This window comes from Mesobacillus sp. S13, from assembly GCF_020422885.1.
GTDB lineage: Bacteria > Bacillota > Bacilli > Bacillales > Cytobacillaceae > Mesobacillus > Mesobacillus selenatarsenatis_A.
This window is the reverse complement of sequence record NZ_CP084622.1, coordinates 2,438,701-2,456,431: the sequence shown is the minus strand read 5'-3', so window position 1 is coordinate 2,456,431 and position 17,731 is coordinate 2,438,701. Positions and strand designations below refer to the sequence as shown.

The following is a 17,731-nucleotide window of genomic DNA, read 5'->3' as shown; positions in this document are numbered from 1 at the left end:
TAGGAGTGAGTCTATTGGCAGAAATCGATACAAAGCTTGCGCAGCTTGGAAACAGGAGTGAAACAATAACAGGAGCTGTCAATCCACCAATTTATTTGACTACAGCCTATCGTCATGAAGGGATCGGCCGATCAAGCGGCTATGATTATGTCCGCACCGGCAATCCTACTCGTGAAATTCTTGAGAAGGCGATCGCAGACCTTGAGGAGGGTGATCGCGGCTTTGCCTGCAGCTCCGGAATGGCAGCAATCTGGACCGTTCTTTCACTATTCGAGCACGGAGATGAATGGATTGTCTCTAAGGATTTATATGGAGGCACTTATCGTCTTCTCGAACAAGGTTTCAAAAAATGGGGATTAACCAGTACTTATACTGACATGTCTGATCTAATCGAAGTCAAATCGGCCATAACACAAAAGACGAAGGCTCTTTTTGTAGAGACGCCGACGAATCCGCTGATGGAACAAGCTGATATTGAAGCAATTGCCAAGATTGCTAAAGAAAACGGTATTCTTCTGATTGTTGATAATACCTTTTACACTCCCCTGCTGCAAAAACCATTGACTTTAGGAGCAGATATCGTCATTCACAGTGCAACTAAATATCTTGGCGGTCATAATGATGTGCTTGCTGGGCTGATCGTGGCAAAGGGTGAGCACCTATGTGAATCCCTCTTCCTCCATCATAATGGCGGCGGAGCGGTCTTAAGTCCATTCGACTCCTGGCTGCTGATTCGTGGTATGAAGACATTGTCATTAAGAATGGAACGCCATGAGAAAAATGCCAGTGAATTGGTCAGTTATTTACAGCATCATCCTGCAGTGAAGGATGTCCTTTATCCCGGAAGAGGCGGAATGATTTCTTTCAGGGTACACTCCCCTGCCATGGTCAATCCATTTTTACAAAGTCTATCAGTCATCACGTTTGCTGAAAGTCTTGGCGGAGTTGAAAGCTTTATTACCTATCCTGCAACACAGACACATGCTGACATCCCGGCAGAAATACGAGAAAAAACGGGTGTTTGTGAACGGCTGCTGCGGTTCTCGGTGGGAATCGAAAATGTGGAGGATTTGAAATCTGACTTGGATCATTCATTCAATAAAGCACGCCTGGAGGTTGAAGTTTTATGAGCCATCGATATACATTCGAAACCCAGTTGCTGCATAACAAACATAAAGTAGACCCAGCCACTGGCGGAGTGAGTGTGCCCATCCAGCATGCCTCTACCTTCCATCAGTTTTCTGCGGATGAGTTCGGAAAATATGATTATAGCCGCAGCCTTAATCCCACCAGAGAGGCACTAGAGGAAATTATAGCCGAACTGGAAGGCGGTGTCCGCGGGTTTGCTTTTTCATCTGGCATGGCTGCTATTTCAACGGCATTTTTGCTTCTCTCGCAGGGAGATCATGTGGTCGTCACCGAGGATGTTTATGGAGGAACATACCGGATGGTGACACAGGTGTTGAATCGTTTTGGTATAGAGCACACTTTTGTCGATATGACCGACCTTGAGGCAGTGGAACAAGCGATCAGGCCAAACACAGCCCTGCTATATGCAGAAACGCCTTCCAACCCCCTGTTAAAAGTAACGGATATTGCCGCGATCAGCGAAATAGCGAAGAGTCACGGTGCCCTAACCTTTGTCGACAACACTTTCATGACACCTTACTTGCAGCGTCCTCTTGAACTCGGAGCTGATATTGTCCTTCACAGCGCCACAAAGTTTTTATCCGGCCATAGTGATACGGTCGCGGGTCTAGCAGTAGTCAAGGATGAAGAACTGGCAAAAAGGCTGTATTGCCTTCAGAACTCATTCGGTGCAGTCTTGGGAGTACAGGATGCATGGCTTGTGATGCGAGGCATGAAGACTCTGTCGGTCAGAATGAATCAGTCTCAGGAAAGCGCCAAGAGAATCGCTGAATTTTTACATAAACAGCCTTTCATCAAGAATGTTTTTTACCCTGGTCTTCTGAACCACCCTCAGTCAGGCATTCAAAAGCAGCAGGCTTATGGACCCGGAGCTGTATTATCTTTTGTACTTGAGAATTCAGAGCTTTTATCTAGATTTATAGAACAACTGAAACTGCCTGTTTTTGCAGTTAGTCTTGGAGCGGTTGAGTCCATCCTCTCCTACCCCGCAAAAATGTCCCATGCAGCCATGCCGCAGCATGAACGTGAAAGACGCGGAATCAGTGATGGCCTCCTCCGGCTCTCAGTAGGGCTAGAGAGCGCAGAGGACCTGATTGCGGACATTGACCAAGCTTTGAATAGTGCAGGGATTTTTGCAGTAAAAAAGGAGGAAGCCAAATGAGTTTTCTGAAACGCCTGGAAAATGAAATATTAATTGCCGACGGAGCGATCGGGACTCTCCTCCACGCTTATGGAGCCGGTACTTGTTATGAGGAGTTGAATGTTTCGCATCCTGATGACATCATCCAGATCCATAAAGCTTATATCAATGCAGGTGCCGATTTGATTCAGACGAACACCTACGCAGCAAATTATATAAAACTTGAAAGATATGGACTCGAGGACCAGGTAAAAGAGATTAATAGTGCGGCAGTTAAGCTCGCCCGCCAGGCAGCAGGCACTGATGCATATGTACTTGGAACAATTGGCGGGAACCGTGGTATAAGACCATCTGCCATCCCCATTGAGGAAATCAAGAGAAGTTTCAGGGAGCAGCTATACTGCCTTCTTCTTGAGGGTGTAGATGGACTGCTGCTGGAAACCTTTTATGATATGGAAGAAATCGAAACTGTGCTCGAAATTGCCAGAAAGGAAACCAATTTGCCGATCATCGCCCAGGTTTCCCTTCAGGAAATTGGGATCATGCAGGATCAAACTCCCCTTCAGGAGGCATTCCATCGACTCGAAGATCTTGGCGCAGATTTAGTTGGCCTAAACTGCAGGCTTGGACCTCATCATATGATTTCAAGCCTGGAGCAGATTGAGCTGCCTTCTAAGGCATTTCTTTCAGCCTATCCTAATGCCGGTTTGCCTGCTTATACGGATGGTAAATTCCACTACGAAGGCGATCCTGAATATTTCGGTAAGTCGGCCCACAGTTTCCGGAACCAGGGCGTAAGGCTGATTGGCGGCTGCTGCGGAACGACGCCTGAACATATTAGGGCATTTGCTGATGAGTTAAAGGGTTCAGCACCGGTGTTAAATAAGCAAATCCCAGAAAAAAAACCGAAAATTATTGTCACTCCCACTGATATAAAAAGGCCGGTGGCTCCGCTTCATCAAGTAGTACAAGAGCGCCCTTCTGTAATCGTGGAGCTTGATTCACCTCGGAAACTGGATACTACTCGATTTTTTGAAGGAGCAAGAGCACTAAAGGATACAGGGATTGATGCCATTACCCTGGCTGACAATTCACTTGCTTCGCCAAGGATTTCGAATGCGGCAATCGGACAGCTTGTGAAGGAAAAAGTCGGTTTGCGCCCGCTAGTGCATCTAACATGCCGTGACCGCAATATCATAGGACTTCAATCTCATTTAATGGGTTTGCATACACTTGGGCTGCATGATGTGTTAGCCGTTACCGGGGATCCTGCCCGAGTAGGTGATTTTCCAGGAGCATCTTCTGTATTTGATGTCTCTTCCTTTGAGTTAATTGAAATGATCACTCAGTTTAACGAGGGCCTTTCCTACTCTGGAAAAGATCTAGGACAAAAAGGAGTTTTTTCAATAGGTGCAGCTTTCAATCCGAATGTCCGTTCCATCGATAAGGCTGTCTTGAGGATGGAAAAGAAAATCCGGGCTGGTGCACATTATTTCATCAGCCAGCCAGTTTATTCTGAAAAAATGCTTCTGGATGTTCACGAAGCGACGAAGCACATCGATGCTCCTATTTTCATCGGACTAATGCCGCTTACGAGCAGCCGAAACGCGGAATTCCTTCATAATGAGGTTCCTGGCATCAAGATTTCACAGGAAGTCCGTGACATTATGGCGAAATTTAATAATGAACCACTGCAATCGAAAAGGGAAGGAATAGCGATTACAAAGGGTTTGATTGAGGCTGCAGCAGAACTGTTTAATGGAATCTATATCATCACCCCTTTTATGAATTATGAAATGAGCGTCGAATTGTCCAGCTACGCTAATGAATACAGCAGCCTTCTAAAGAGGAGGAAACAAAATGTCAACGTTGTTAACTGAACAGATGAAGAAGAAAATCCTGATCATGGATGGCGCGATGGGAACAATGCTCCAGCAGGCAGATTTGACTCCAGAGGATTTTGGCGGAGAAGAATATGAAGGCTGTAACGAAATTTTGAATTTAACCGTACCAGATGTAATTGAAAATATACACCGGGAATACTTTGAAGCTGGCGCAGACATCGTTGAGACCAATACCTTCGGTGCCACAAGCCTTGTCTTAGATGAATATGGACTGGGCCATAGAGCATACGAAATCAACAAGGAAGCGGCTCTTATTGCCAGAAAAGCTGCTGACGCGTCCTCAGCACCCTCCAAGCCTCGATTTGTGGCAGGATCTATGGGACCGACAACCAAAACACTGAGCGTGACTGGGGGTTCAACCTTTGAAGAGATGTCTGCTTCCTACGAAGAACAGGCTCTAGGCCTGATTGATGGCAATGTTGATTTGCTATTGCTTGAAACAAGCCAGGATTTGCTAAACATAAAAGCAGCCTATACGGGAATCCAGCGTGCATTTCAGAAAAGTGGCAAAGAGCTCCCTCTTATGATTTCCGCCACCATCGAACCAATGGGAACGACACTTGCTGGCCAATCGATCGAAGCTTTCTATATTTCAGTGCAGCATATGAATCCGATTGCGATTGGACTGAACTGCGCAACTGGACCGGAATTCATGCAGGAACATCTGCGTTCACTAGCCTCCCTTTCGACTTCTGCTGTCAGCTGTTATCCGAACGCGGGCCTGCCAGATGAGGAAGGTCAATATCATGAAACACCTGACACGCTTGCCCAAAAGCTCTCCGATTTTGCCCGTGAAGGCTGGCTTAATATTGTTGGCGGCTGTTGTGGCACTACTCCAGCACATATAAAGGCAATTTCTGAAAAAATGCAGCAAAGCCTGCCAAGGCAGACGGAAGAAAATAAACTTCATATGGTTTCGGGGATCGAGCCTTTCATCTATGACGATCCAACACTAAGGCCAATTATGGTTGGTGAACGTACCAATGTAATTGGATCACGGAAGTTTAAGCGCCTGATTTCAGAAGGGAAATTGGAGGAAGCAGCTGAAATTGCAAGGGCTCAGGTCAGAAACGGGGCTCATGTCATCGACATCTGTCTGGCGGACCCGGACAGAGATGAGCTTCAAGATATGGAAGGATTCATAAAGGAAGTTGTTAAAAAAGTGAAGGCGCCGCTTGTGATTGATTCTACTGATGATGAAGTCATCGAAAAAGCGCTCAGTTATTCCCAGGGTAAGGCGATCATTAATTCCATCAATCTGGAAGATGGAGAAGATCGGTTCAAGTCAGTAGCTTCTCTTATACACAAATATGGTGCTGCAGTGGTGGTCGGAACGATTGATGAAGAGGGCATGGGTGTTACAGCTGAAAGAAAATTGGAGATTGCCAAACGATCCTATGATCTGTTAGTCAATAAATACAAAGTTCCGGCCCAGGATTTGATTTTTGATCCGCTCGTCTTCCCTGTCGGCACCGGTGATGAACAGTATATTGGCTCAGCGAAAGCAACCGTGGATGGAATCAGGAGGATTAAGGAAGCGCTCCCGGAAACACAAACGATTCTTGGAATCAGCAATGTTTCTTTTGGCCTCCCTCCTGTTGGCCGTGAAGTATTAAATTCTGTATTTCTTTATCACTGCACCCAGGCTGGACTGGATTACGCCATTGTGAACACGGAAAAACTTGAACGCTTTGCTTCAATAAGTCCACTTGAAATAAAAATGGCCGAGGACTTATTATTCAATACAACAGATAAGACACTTGCAGATTTCACTGATTTTTACCGTGATAAAAAGAAGGAAACAAAAAGCACCCTGCCAGATATGACACTGCACGAAAGACTCGCCTATTATGTAGTTGAAGGCACGAAAGAAGGCCTTCTTCCGGATTTAGATGCTGCTCTTGAAACCTTCCCTGCCCCGCTGGACATCATCAACGGTCCATTGATGGACGGGATGAAGGAAGTTGGCAGGCTATTCAATGATAATCAGCTGATTGTGGCCGAGGTCCTTCAGAGTGCCGAAGTCATGAAAGCTGCAGTTTCTCATTTGGAGCCTCATATGGAGAAAAATGATTCAACTGCTGCAAAGGGAAAGGTGCTTCTCGCCACAGTAAAAGGTGATGTCCATGATATCGGAAAAAACCTGGTGGATATTATCCTCAGCAATAATGGTTATGATGTTGTTGACCTTGGGATCAAGGTTACCCCTACTGCCCTTATTGAGAAGATTAAAAAGGAAAAGCCTGATATCATTGGTCTCTCAGGGTTGCTAGTGAAATCCGCTCAGCAGATGGTGCTGACTGCCCATGATATGAAGCAAGCTGGAATCGATACACCCATCCTGGTGGGTGGTGCTGCTTTATCCCGGAAATTCACAGATACAAAAATCGCCAAAGAGTATGACGGACTTGTAATATATGCAAAAGATGCGATGAACGGGCTGTCAATCGCAAATCAACTCAGGGAGCCGGGCGGGTACGAACAATTTTTAACAGAACATAAAGCGAAACAAGAAGCTGCAATGAATAAGCAAGAATTTTCAGCAGCTGGCCGCACTTCTGCTATAACCGTTTTGGAACGTCCAAAGGTAATCGCAAAGGCACCGGTATTTATTCCACAAGATACAAAAAGGCATTTGGTTAAATCATACTCCCTGTCCCATATTGAGCCTTATATCAACCAGCAAATGCTGATAGGGCACCATCTCGGATTAAAGGGAAAGGTAGATAAATTGCTTGCTGAAGGAAATGAAAAGGCAATTAAGCTTAATGAAATCGTTGAATCTTTGCTAAAAGAAGCAAAAGCAAATGGATGGATTAAACCAGCTGCTGTCTATCAGTTCTTCCCTGCCCAAGCAGATGGAAATAGTCTATATATATTTAATCCAGAACAGCATGATCAAATGATCGAGGCTTTTGAATTCCCGAGACAAGAGGTTTCTCCGGGGCTATGTCTGTCAGATTACGTCCGCCCTGTCAGTGATTTGGAAAAGGACTATGTCGGAATGTTCGCTGTCACAGCAGGAGCCGGAATACGCCAGGCGGCAGAACAGCTGAAAAACGAAGGCAGATTCCTGGAAAGCCATGCTCTTCAGGCACTTGCACTCGAGACGGCAGAAGGGTTTGCCGAATTGATCCACCGCCAAATCCGGGATCGATGGGGTTTCCCAGACACGCCTGATATGACAATGAAGGACCGATTTGCCGCTAAGTATCAAGGTCAGCGCTTCTCATTCGGCTATCCTGCCTGTCCTGATTTAGAAGATCAACGGAAGCTTTTTAACTTGATCAAACCAGAAGATATCGGTATTCAGTTGACCGAGGGGTTCATGATGGAACCTGAAGCATCAGTTACAGCAATCGTATTTTCCCATCCAGAGGCAAGATATTTCAATGTGTTGAAGAATTAAGAAAGGTGAATTGAAGCAAGAGGGTACCCCCCTTCTTGCTTTTATGATTTCAATAATGGATAAATAATCACGAATTGGTAAATATTATTTCCATGAAGAAATGCTGGAGGTTTTTTTTATGGAATATCAAAACAATATGGAGTTTGAAATTCAACATGGGTTTTTGCCGAATATGTACAATTCAGACAGGTTGAGGGTTTTGGAGGTTTCAAACAGCAGTGTGATCATCAAGATGAATAACACGGAGAATCGAAGTGTTTTTCCGCTGGATAATTTTGATTACTGGATCAAACGCGGCCTTTTGGTGAATGTAAACGAAAAAAAGCGAACCTCCTGACAGAATAGGATGCAGGAAGTCCTGGCTGAACTAAAATAAGAAAACAGCGGCTTTATTTTTTAGCCGCTGTTTTTTTGCTATGCTAAGGCCTGAGGCAACATTATTCTGACCTCTTCTCTCTCCTTAGCGGATTGTTCCAATTAAAACGCTTATAAAGTTTATACGTTTCACGAAATTCATCTTTCCTTTTCATTTCTTCTTTCTTTGTGTTCCAAATATATTCTAATGCTAAATAATTCATTTCCATATCGTTCGCCTCCCTTGTTCTTAATTTAAGAATAAGGGAATTTAAATATGGAAACATTCACCATCCGATTGATTCTTTCTACGTCTTTTGGCGGATTGTTTTTCAGACCTCTATACGCCTTTTTTCATTTGTGCTTCGTATTCCTTTGATGTCCTCACTTCTACTGTCAAAGATCCTTTTCCAACGATTGCTTTCAGTAAAAGAGGCACACCTGTTGTGTTCTCGAACCTGAAGTCTTTGCCTCCATAGGAAACCGTTGCGTCCCTTCCTTCTGGGACATAGCCAACAGATAGTGAGTGATGATGTTTTTCTACATACCCGACACCAACTACATCAATAGCGTTGTATAAAGTAGACGAGGTCTGGCAGATGCCTCCGCCTATTCCCATGACCAGCTTTTTATTGACAATTTCCTCAGCAGGCTGGTATCCATGCGCTTCATCACTAGGACCTACAGTCGTATTGAAAGAAAATACATCTCCTACTCCCAGGATGACATTGTTGATTGCCTCTGCTGACAGCTCGATGTTCTTCGTCCTGCCAGCAACGGATGCGTTATAGTAGGTTGTGTATTTACCCACAACTACCTCAGCAAGCTGCCCAGCATCACTAAGTTCATATCCGCTCGCGGTCACATACAGCGGAAGCTCGACATTCCCTCCTTTTTCTGAAGCCTGGATAATATTTTCCACTAGTTCAGCTTCTTCCAAAATGATTAAAGGACTCCCCGTTATCACCTGGCCACCCTGACCAAGTTTATCTGGGATCATCCTTTGGTCATATCCTGTAGTCGTATCAGTACCACGAGCCAACTCACTAGCCCACTTTGCCAATTCAGCTTTATACTTTTCATCATCGCTTCCATAACCCATGTCAATAGGTGTAAGTGATCTGATTATTTCTTGAGTGGTAGGCTCGATAATATGCACTACAATCGGTTCAGCCTCTTCTTCTTTTTCTTCTTCCTCAGGCTCAATTTTGTCATTTGCATTTTCTCTTTCTTGTTCGCCTTCCTGTTCAATCACCTTTTTCTCAGTGTCAGCCTTCTCTGCTGTAGGTTGGGTACAGCCAGTCAATCCAATGAATACCGCAACAATCAACAGCCAAATAACCTTCATTTTTCTCCCCATACTACCCCCATCATTCCTCTATATATTAAAATCCAGCATTCTATTATATTCAGGAATACTTTTCCATATTTCCTAAAGTTCTCTGGAAAATAAAAATAAATACTCATGGCTTCACATTTTTAAGAAAAAAAGATAAAATACATATAAACCAATAAGAAAGGTCGGAATTAATATGACTACCCAAATTCGTACGATTCCTAGGCCGCTGGTTAGAACCAATCAGTGGTTTATTGTCGTAAGTGTCATTAGCACATGGTTAACAGGCTTAGAATGGATCCTGGCTTTGCCGCTTCTCGCAGGAATCTCAGGACTGCTATTTGGATATAATCCGGTAATGAAAATAGCGAGCACCTTTCTTAGAAAGAAAAAATCAGACTATATCCCGGAAGACTGGGATCAACAGCAGTTCAATCAAAAAATCGCTGTTGGCTGCTTAGCAGGCGGACTTATTGCCTATGCCGCTGGTTTAACGTTTTTGGGACACATTTTTACGATCATGGTAGCGTTAGCCGCTTTTATAGCAATCCTGGGATTTTGCATCGGCTGCTTCATTCGTTTTCAATACTCTAAATACAAACCAAAGAAACATGCTGCCAATTCTTGAGAGAGGCCTTCTATTAGGTCTCTTCTTTATTTAGAGCCGACATCATATTCGCATTAAATTGCCGTGATTTCCCCTTTGGAATGCTGAGTGTGCTCCATTCCTCATTCTTGATCAACTTCGCTAAATAGACGATCTGTCCAGCATGAGATGCTTGATGGACAACCTGACGTTGAATCGCTTCAATTGCGGTGTGGGGTTCATTTCTAATGTAGACTGTTTTATCCAAGTCTTCCTGTGATAACTGCGAAAGTGTTTGGAAAAGTATATTCCAGCCAGCATTCCAATGAGAAAATAAATCCTCTCTCGTTTGAAATGCACCTTCGAATTCCCCGTCCCTGTCGCGGTCGGGCTTTTCACCATCACTTGTCAAAAAGTCACGGAATCTTGATTTGAGATTGCCGCTCATATGCTTCGCAATAATGGCAATGCTGTTTGATTCTTCGGTTGGCGAATAGTGAAGCTCCTCTAACTTCAATTGTTCCATTGCTCTTTCGGACTGATTTTTTATGCTTTTGAAATTCTCTGTGGCCAACTTTAAATAACCCATTTTCAACACCTCCATAAAATATTTATTCCTTCAAAAAGCGAGAATTCCTTCTTTGTTTTTTCCAGTATCAGGATTTTTTTAAAAAAATAAAAAAAGCGAGATTCCGATTGGAACCTCACTCAAATTAAACAACCTCTGCCAACTTAGCATTAAAACGACGCTTTTGGATAAAGATCAATCTCAACGATAAGGATATCCCTGCCGCGAGCAATCCGATTGTCAACCCTACCCAATATCCCGAAGCTCCTAGGCCGGTGTTGTGTGCCAGCAGGTAGCCGACCGGCAGGCAGATGAGCCAGTAGGCGATCAATGTGATGATAAAGGATATATTCACATCTTTATATCCGCGCAAGGCGGCTAGTGCAGTGGCCTGGATGGCATCAGATATCATAAAGAACAATGCATAAATCAAAAATTGGCCTGTTAAAGCAATGACCGCGGGTTCATTCGAGTAAAACCCGGCTACCTTATATCGGAATAGAACGACAAGCAGTCCTGCTCCAACAGCGATAATGGCGCCGAGATAAATGCCCATCCAGCTGTATGCTTTGGCATCTTCATAACGGCCGGCACCTACCTCAAAACCAACCAGTACAGTTTGAGCCATCGAAATACTCATCGGGATCATATATAAAAAGGAAACGATGTTCAGTGCTGACTGATAGGCAGCAATTGTCGTAATGTTGAATTTGCTGATAAGAATTGTGACAACAGCAAACATGCTGGTCTCAAAGAAAATCGATAATCCCATCGGCACACCGATTTTCAGAATCTCCTTCACTTTTTCACCGGAAAATTCCTTGAAGTATTTCAACCCGACAAACTCCGAGAATGGCCGTTGCTTGATGATCACCCACGCTGTCAAACCTGCTATCACATAATAAGTGATCGACGTGGCATAACCAGCTCCGGCCCCTCCTAATTCAGGAAAACCCCAGTGGCCGAAAATCAAGACGTAATTCAAAAAGAAATTGAGTGGCAATGACATGAGAAGGATATACATGACCACTCTTGTTTTTCCGAGAGCGTATATGAATGATCTCAATACATTAAAAATAAATAGTGGTATTATACCAAAACTTAAACCAGCCAGATAGCGAAATGCCGTTTCATGGACACTTTCCGGAAGATTCATCGCGGTTAAAATTGGATTAAGCAGAAAAACCCCCAGGATGATGACAAGTACAGCAATCATCAAAGCTAAGTAAATACCATGGGTGAGGATAGAAGATACTTCTCTTCCCTTCTTCTCACCAAATCGCTGAGCTGCAATTGGCGATACAGCAAGAAGGATCCCGCTGAGCCCTGTAAAGACCGGACTCCAGATCGAGGATCCAATGGCAACACCTGCAAGATCTGAGGAATTATACTTTCCCGACATGATGGTGTTGAAAAAAACCATTGAAAACATGCCTAATTGAGTGATTAAAATTGGGATCAACATGACAAAAATCTGTTTTATTTTCTCTTTTGTCGAATATGTCTGGTACATCTGTATACTCCTTGAATATAGTAATTACATAATTATAACAAAATATCATTTCAGGAACCGAAATTTTTTTGAATCACGAAATATTATTATTATTTTAAAAATGGAAATACCCCCCTAATTATTTCCTTTGCAATCCTTGATACAATAGAAGTATATCGAGGAGTGATTCACCATGAAAATCATCAAATTTCTTCTTCTGTCGTCTTTGCTTGCTCTTTTGTCGTTTTCCGCCTGGATCTATTATCCACAATACCAGATAAACAAAATCAAGCAGGAACATGCACCCAATACTGAAAAGACTAATAAGCTCACTTATATAGATTATTATCGTACCTCTTCTGAAAGTACCATCAATCACCTTGCACTCGGTGACTCAATTATCCGTGGATACCGAATCCCGGATGAAGAAAATATCATCAGTCAATTCTCCTCCCAGCTAGGTGTGGAAACTGGCAAACAAGTTCTTTCACAAAATGAAGGTGTGATTGGGATTACAAGCGAGAGGCTGAACGTTCTGGTTCAGGATGGAGTGTACGACGAAGCAATCAAAGAGGCTGACATCATCACTGTCAACGTCGGTGGCAATGACATTCTTAAATTGGTCAAAAAGAGCGATATATATAGTACCCTTAAATCCTTCGACAGTCTGCAGGAAGTGTTTTCTCAAAACCTTGCTGAAATCACTTCAAGAATTCAAGAATTGAATCCATCAGCAACGATCGTCCTCATGGAGCTTTATAACCCGATGCCAGCAGATCATCAATTTTACTCATTGGCAGATAAGCTTCTTCCGCAGTGGAATTTAATGATTTACGAAGCTGCAAATAACACATCGTCTTCTATCGTGGTTCAAACCACGAATGTCATTAACAGCAAAAACCTCGAGTACCTGGCTAGTGATGGAGTGCACCCGAACCTATCAGGGAATACGGCAATATCAAGTCAGATGCTAAAGCAATTTCAACAACAGCAGAAAGCGGATGCCGTACTGGCAAACCGCGAAAATTAAGCTGGGCCTTACGCCTGGCTTTTATTTATTTTCCTGTTCCTCCTGGAAATATTCATTTAACAGAGGATTTTCAGTTGTCGCAAAATTAACCGATTGCAAACTTGTTTCTTCATCCAGTCCGAATAGTTGAGCTACCTCACTCTCGTGACCTGCTTTATCCTTATGCATATCGGCAGACCTCCTTTCATGATTCAATCTATAGTGAACTTCAACTCATTGATTTTTTTCTCTGAGAATGTTTAAGTCTTCAATCAGAATGACGTTACTCATGGATTTCACCACATAGTTTTCAGCCTATAATCAGGTCCTTCACCAAGCAGAGGCAGGTTAAGTCTGTTCATCATCCGTCGGTATTCATGCGAATTAATCTTTCTAATAAACAATTTGTGTAACAAGAGGATGCGGCCTTTGCTAATTTCCAGCTGCCTCACTTCTTTTTTCTGTTTATTTAAGGATAGATTCCCCTTTGAAAACGAAATTATAATGGTATTACTGAACCTGTAATGGTCAGCTTTTACAGTTTTGAAATGACGAATTGATTCACCCTGAGCAACACCTATATTCGTTCGCCACAAAGAAATAAAGCCAGCATCCTGATGTTAATAGGAGTGCTGGCTTTATTTTTTTCATTTTATAAAAACCATACTTTTGCTATCTTCTCGCCATCTATTTCATATATGGCGACAGCTTTTTTGGGTGTGGAATTTGCCCTGCCTGTGACAAGTTCATGGTCGACTACTCTATTGCCATGGACGATCCTTGCCAATAATTCCGCATGATTATTTGGATGCTCCTTAAAAAGCTGGCGATATCTTATCCGCATTTCATCAATGCCCTTAGTCATTACCTTATTGCCGGGAAAATCCATGATGATCACATCATCACTATACACAGATAAAAACTCTTCTAAATCTTGTTTATTATAGGCATCAAGTTGCTTTTGCGCGAGCATTTCTGATATTTTTTCCATAATCCGGTCTCCTCGGTTAGAATGAGTTCACTTCCAATTATACAAAAACCCCCTGGAAACAGGGGGAATGAATTAATTATTGACCAATTTAGCACTTTGCTTCTTAACTGGGGATTTTTTGCCAATTGTGTCTTCTGCCTGTGTAGCTCGTTTGATAAAGAAAGCAAGTACCAAAGCGATGGCTGATAAAAATACAGTGACATAAAATGCGTCATTGATTCCGTGGAGCATAGCCTGCATGGCAATCTGCTGTTGCATTTCTGCCTGAACTGCAGGTGTTACGGCATTTCCTGCTGCTGAAGCCTCTTTTAGCGCTGAAGCAGCTAATTCTTTCCCATATGATTCCGCGCGCATGGACATGACAGTGACCAGCAATGCTGTTCCAATTGCTCCGGATACCTGCTGCATCGTATTGTTCATAGCCGTGCCATGTGGATAATAACGTGCAGGCAACTGGTTAAGTCCGTTTGTATTAACGGGCATATTCACCATCGACATGCCGAACATGCGAACTGTATAGAGGATGATCAGCTGTGTGTATGTTGTTTCCATTGATAGCTTGCTGAAATAGTAGCTAGTCACAAGCGTAATGGTCAAACCTATTAACGCCAAAGCACGGCCGCCAAATTTATCAAATAATCTTCCCGTGATAGGAGACATGATCGCCATGGCAATCGCGCCGGGCAATAACATCAATCCTGCATCCAATGGAGAAATTCCGCGGATGGTCTGTACGTAAATCGGCAGCAACAGCATTCCTGAGAACATGGCCATTGTGACAATCATTGAAATCACAGAAGATAAAGCGAACATTGGATACTTATAGATCCTGAAGTTTAGCATTGGATTATCCTGGCTTAATTGGCGAAGGATAAAGACAATAAGTGAAACCGCCCCGACTGTCAGTGTCAGATAGACATGCGGACTGTCCCAACCTTTCGATCCAGCAGAGCTGAAACCGTACAACAGTCCGCCAAAACCGATACTTGATAAGGATAAAGAGATAATGTCGAGACGCATCTGTACTTTTTCTTTTTTATCTTTTAGCATGAAGAACCCAAGTAAAAGGACAATAGCTGCGATTGGTGTGACAAAATGGAAAAGCATTCTCCAGTCGTAATGCTCGATGAGCCACCCTGAAAGTGTCGGTCCAATAGCTGGAGCGAACATTAGGACCAGACCGAATACACCCATTGCCGTTCCTCGTTTTTCAATCGGAAAGCTGACAAGCATAACATTCATCAATAACGGCATCATGATTGCCGTCCCGGAAGCCTGAATCATCCTTCCTGCCAATAAAAGCGGGAAAATATGAGCTGCTCCGGCTAAAATCGTACCGGCTGTAAACAAACCCATTGCTGTCAAGAATAATCGTCTTACCGAATATTTTTGAATCAAATAGGCACTAAGCGGGATCATCACACCGCTTACAAGCATGAAGCCAGTCGTAAGCCATTGAACTGTTGTTGCTTCGACCTTCAAATCAGTCATTATGGAAGGCAAAGCTATATTGAGCAATGTATTATTTAAAAATGCAATAAATGCTCCAACAATTAATACCGCCAGTATTCCATAGGGCGGTTTGTCAGGTGTTTTCATATTCTGTTCCATTCTTTATTTCCCCCTAGATTGTTCACAAATTTGTAAACAATGTAATTGCATAGACACTAGCATATACCATCGGTCCAATTTTTGCAACGGTTTTAAATCACCTTTACAAAGGGATTTGTAATGTCCGAAAATTTAATGTAGTATATTTTTTATACAACCGGTACAAAAAAGGTCAGGGTGATGAAATGAACGACAGAAAACGCCATGTAATTGAAAAAGCACACCAGCTTTTTATCGAAAAAGGATTTCAGACCACCTCTATTCAGGATATCCTGGATTTCAGCGGAATATCAAAAGGAACCTTCTATAATTATTTTTCGTCTAAGAACGAGCTGCTTATGGATATTTTCAGAACAGCTTTCCGTAAGATGGAATATGAACGGAATGGCATGTTGCTTGGTAAAGATCCTGGGGACGCGGAAATTTTCATCAATCAAATCGAATTTCAGGTGAACGCTAACCGTGAAAATAAGATCATTCCTCTTTTTGAAGAAGTGTATTTCTCAGGAGACAAAGAACTGAAACAATTCATCGAAGTAGGACAAATGAAGGTATTACGCTGGTTCGCTGAACGACTTGGGCAAATAACGGACGTAAGTACACAGCCATATCTTCTTGATGCGGCAATCATGCTTAATGGCATCCTTCTCCAGAACATCAGGTTCCATCGTAAAGCGAACGGAGAAACATCGAGTTTGCACCCTGTTGTTCGGTATAGCGTTACTCGAATTTTGAATATGCTAGATGAGCTTGTGTTTTCCGGGGAACAATTAGTAGCACCAGAAATCATGGAGAAGTGGCTGCCTGTTTCCAAATCAGAGGAACTTGACTGGAGGATTAAAATTCATACAGTCATCTCGCGCTTGAAAAAGCCAGTCTGCAATAACACTGATTATATAAGGAAGCTTGAATTCATTGAGGAAGAAATCCTCCGTTCATCCTCACCAAGAAAATTCCTGATTGATAGTGTCCTTCATTCAATGAAAGAAGTCGATGCCAATGAAATTAACGACTTACAAGCTTTAATTGATGAGAACCTGCTTGAAAAAGCATAAAAAAACGTGGCAGAAAACGATTTTGTTTTCTGCCACGTTTTTTTAAGGAATTTATTGAGGAGATTCCCCTTGCGTACAATTATATTTTTTTACCGCAGTTTGTTTTTGTCCTTCTAATCGAAAATGAGTAAATCTATGGTTCAGTTCTATAAGATCATAATGGCTAATGCATTTTATTGGCAATTTTCACAATTTTATTGGCGATAATTTCGTTTTATTGGCGGTTTCTCTCTCTTTATTGGCGAAAATTTAAATTTATTGGCGAACTGGAAATTTCGAGCGCTTTTTTCCAGGTGAGCAAAAATGGTATCTCGGCCAACTGCATATTCACTACCGCCACTTGCGGTCATTAACCACATAGAAATTACTCTTACTAAACAGTATGTTACGTAGATTCCTGATCAAGTTTACTTAAATAATATTCCACGAGTTCTGGATAGTCCTCGAGTTCTGATTTTCCTTGCTCTGTAATCACATAAATGCCTCTCTCCACTCTTTCAAACCACTTATAATAGTTTTTCTGAAGAATCAAGGGCGTTTTATTTCCTGTTCCGAGAGCAACCAGTGCTTTTGGAGACATTTGCCCGAGCTTTTCAAGATAACAGGCGATTTGGATGCAATTTTCTTTGTAGGCAGTCATGATCTTGGTTTTGCTGCTGCCGCCAATATTATAGTCAGCGCTTCTTCCTTCTATCTCCTTGATCAGCGCAGCTTTTTTCCTGGTGTTCTTGCTTGTCATACGTTTATAAGGTTCGGGGTGAATCTTGAATTCAACTTTCTTCCGGTTACCAGCAAATGATACGATAATCAACCCCAGCTCAAGCCTTTGGATCAATTGTGTAATATCATTCCATCGTTTCCTCGTGATCCGTTTCGGCTTAGGAATAGCTATATAAACAAGGTCTGTCAGGCGCTGCCTTCTCGTAGCCTGAAGCAAAAGGTCGATATTCAGATTTAGTTTTAATTCCACGATTATGAGAACGTCATCCTTTACAGCTGTTAAATCGCAATCGTGCACCTCACCATTGACACGATAGCCTTGTTTTATAAAATGCTTGCGGATCGGCTCATATAAATCGGCTTCGTATAGTTTCGTCATGTGTCAAACCCTTCTGTCTATCCGGCA

The 17,731-nt window shown here is 42.7% G+C and carries 16 protein-coding genes; 8 read left to right on the top strand and 8 right to left on the bottom strand.

What is annotated here, in order from left to right; all coding sequences use genetic code 11:
- Positions 1 to 14 precede the first annotated feature (14 nt).
- The 5 genes from LGO15_RS12590 to LGO15_RS12570 all read left to right on the top strand — a co-directional run bounded on the left by LGO15_RS12590 (position 15) and on the right by LGO15_RS12570 (position 7,940).
- Positions 15 to 1,130 carry a methionine biosynthesis PLP-dependent protein gene (locus tag LGO15_RS12590; RefSeq protein ID WP_167830757.1) on the top strand — a complete coding sequence of 372 codons (1,116 nt, stop codon included), beginning with the start codon at positions 15 to 17 and terminating at the stop codon, positions 1,128 to 1,130.
- Positions 1,127 to 2,311 carry a cystathionine beta-lyase gene (metC, locus tag LGO15_RS12585; protein WP_167830756.1) on the top strand — a complete coding sequence of 395 codons (1,185 nt, stop codon included), beginning with the start codon at positions 1,127 to 1,129 and terminating at the stop codon, positions 2,309 to 2,311. Before LGO15_RS12590 ends, metC begins: the two co-directional genes overlap by 4 nt.
- A complete protein-coding gene (locus tag LGO15_RS12580) occupies positions 2,308 to 4,170 on the top strand; it encodes a bifunctional homocysteine S-methyltransferase/methylenetetrahydrofolate reductase (protein ID WP_226084948.1) in 1,863 nt (620 codons plus the stop codon). The genes metC and LGO15_RS12580 overlap by 4 nt, the downstream gene beginning before the upstream one ends.
- A complete protein-coding gene (metH, locus tag LGO15_RS12575) occupies positions 4,151 to 7,603 on the top strand; it encodes a methionine synthase (RefSeq protein WP_167830754.1) in 3,453 nt (1,150 codons plus the stop codon). The genes LGO15_RS12580 and metH overlap by 20 nt, the downstream gene beginning before the upstream one ends.
- Positions 7,604 to 7,721: 118 nt before the next feature.
- Positions 7,722 to 7,940, top strand: a complete 219-nt coding sequence (locus tag LGO15_RS12570; protein ID WP_167830753.1) for a hypothetical protein — start codon at positions 7,722 to 7,724, stop codon at positions 7,938 to 7,940.
- A gap of 100 nt (positions 7,941 to 8,040) precedes the next feature.
- Here the strand turns inward: LGO15_RS12570 and LGO15_RS12565 are convergent, their stop codons facing one another.
- Together LGO15_RS12565 and LGO15_RS12560 are read right to left on the bottom strand one after the other, a co-directional pair.
- Positions 8,041 to 8,187 carry a hypothetical protein gene (locus LGO15_RS12565; RefSeq protein ID WP_167830752.1) on the bottom strand — a complete coding sequence of 49 codons (147 nt, stop codon included), beginning with the start codon at positions 8,185 to 8,187 and terminating at the stop codon, positions 8,041 to 8,043.
- 110 nt (positions 8,188 to 8,297) lie between these two features.
- Positions 8,298 to 9,317 (bottom strand): VanW family protein, encoded by a 1,020-nt coding sequence (locus LGO15_RS12560; protein ID WP_226084947.1) that lies wholly within the window; start codon positions 9,315 to 9,317, stop codon positions 8,298 to 8,300.
- Between the two features lie 172 nt (positions 9,318 to 9,489).
- Between LGO15_RS12560 and LGO15_RS12555 the strand changes: the two genes are divergently transcribed.
- The gene (locus LGO15_RS12555) at positions 9,490 to 9,921 is read left to right on the top strand and encodes a DUF4395 domain-containing protein (protein ID WP_226084946.1); all 432 of its coding nucleotides are present in this window, start codon (positions 9,490 to 9,492) and stop codon (positions 9,919 to 9,921) included.
- 13 nt (positions 9,922 to 9,934) lie between these two features.
- On the opposite strand, the gene LGO15_RS12550 is transcribed toward LGO15_RS12555, so the two are convergent.
- Together LGO15_RS12550 and LGO15_RS12545 are read right to left on the bottom strand one after the other, a co-directional pair.
- Positions 9,935 to 10,468 carry a DUF1572 family protein gene (locus LGO15_RS12550; protein WP_226084945.1) on the bottom strand — a complete coding sequence of 178 codons (534 nt, stop codon included), beginning with the start codon at positions 10,466 to 10,468 and terminating at the stop codon, positions 9,935 to 9,937.
- Positions 10,469 to 10,592: 124 nt separating this feature from the next.
- Entirely contained in the window at positions 10,593 to 11,960 is a 1,368-nt protein-coding gene (locus LGO15_RS12545; RefSeq protein ID WP_167830748.1) for an MATE family efflux transporter, read from the bottom strand.
- A 172-nt stretch (positions 11,961 to 12,132) separates the two neighbouring features.
- Here LGO15_RS12545 and LGO15_RS12540 point away from each other — a divergent pair, with 172 nt between their 5' ends.
- On the top strand, positions 12,133 to 12,969 hold the full coding sequence (locus LGO15_RS12540) for a GDSL-type esterase/lipase family protein (protein WP_226084944.1): 837 nt from the start codon (positions 12,133 to 12,135) through the stop codon (positions 12,967 to 12,969).
- Positions 12,970 to 12,990: 21 nt separating this feature from the next.
- On the opposite strand, the gene LGO15_RS12535 is transcribed toward LGO15_RS12540, so the two are convergent.
- The 3 genes from LGO15_RS12535 to LGO15_RS12525 form a co-directional block, all read right to left on the bottom strand.
- Positions 12,991 to 13,137: a hypothetical protein gene (locus LGO15_RS12535; protein WP_226084943.1), complete on the bottom strand. Its 147-nt coding sequence runs from the start codon at positions 13,135 to 13,137 to the stop codon at positions 12,991 to 12,993.
- 463 nt (positions 13,138 to 13,600) lie between these two features.
- Positions 13,601 to 13,939, bottom strand: a complete 339-nt coding sequence (locus LGO15_RS12530) for a nuclear transport factor 2 family protein (protein WP_226084942.1) — start codon at positions 13,937 to 13,939, stop codon at positions 13,601 to 13,603.
- Positions 13,940 to 14,011: 72 nt separating this feature from the next.
- Entirely contained in the window at positions 14,012 to 15,550 is a 1,539-nt protein-coding gene (locus LGO15_RS12525; RefSeq protein ID WP_226084941.1) for a DHA2 family efflux MFS transporter permease subunit, read from the bottom strand.
- 185 nt (positions 15,551 to 15,735) lie between these two features.
- Here LGO15_RS12525 and LGO15_RS12520 point away from each other — a divergent pair, with 185 nt between their 5' ends.
- Positions 15,736 to 16,605 (top strand): TetR/AcrR family transcriptional regulator, encoded by an 870-nt coding sequence (locus tag LGO15_RS12520; RefSeq protein ID WP_226084940.1) that lies wholly within the window; start codon positions 15,736 to 15,738, stop codon positions 16,603 to 16,605.
- A 385-nt stretch (positions 16,606 to 16,990) separates the two neighbouring features.
- Here the strand turns inward: LGO15_RS12520 and LGO15_RS12515 are convergent, their stop codons facing one another.
- The gene (locus LGO15_RS12515; protein WP_226084939.1) at positions 16,991 to 17,704 is read right to left on the bottom strand and encodes a DUF2161 domain-containing phosphodiesterase; all 714 of its coding nucleotides are present in this window, start codon (positions 17,702 to 17,704) and stop codon (positions 16,991 to 16,993) included.
- Between the last annotated feature and the right edge of the window lie 27 nt (positions 17,705 to 17,731).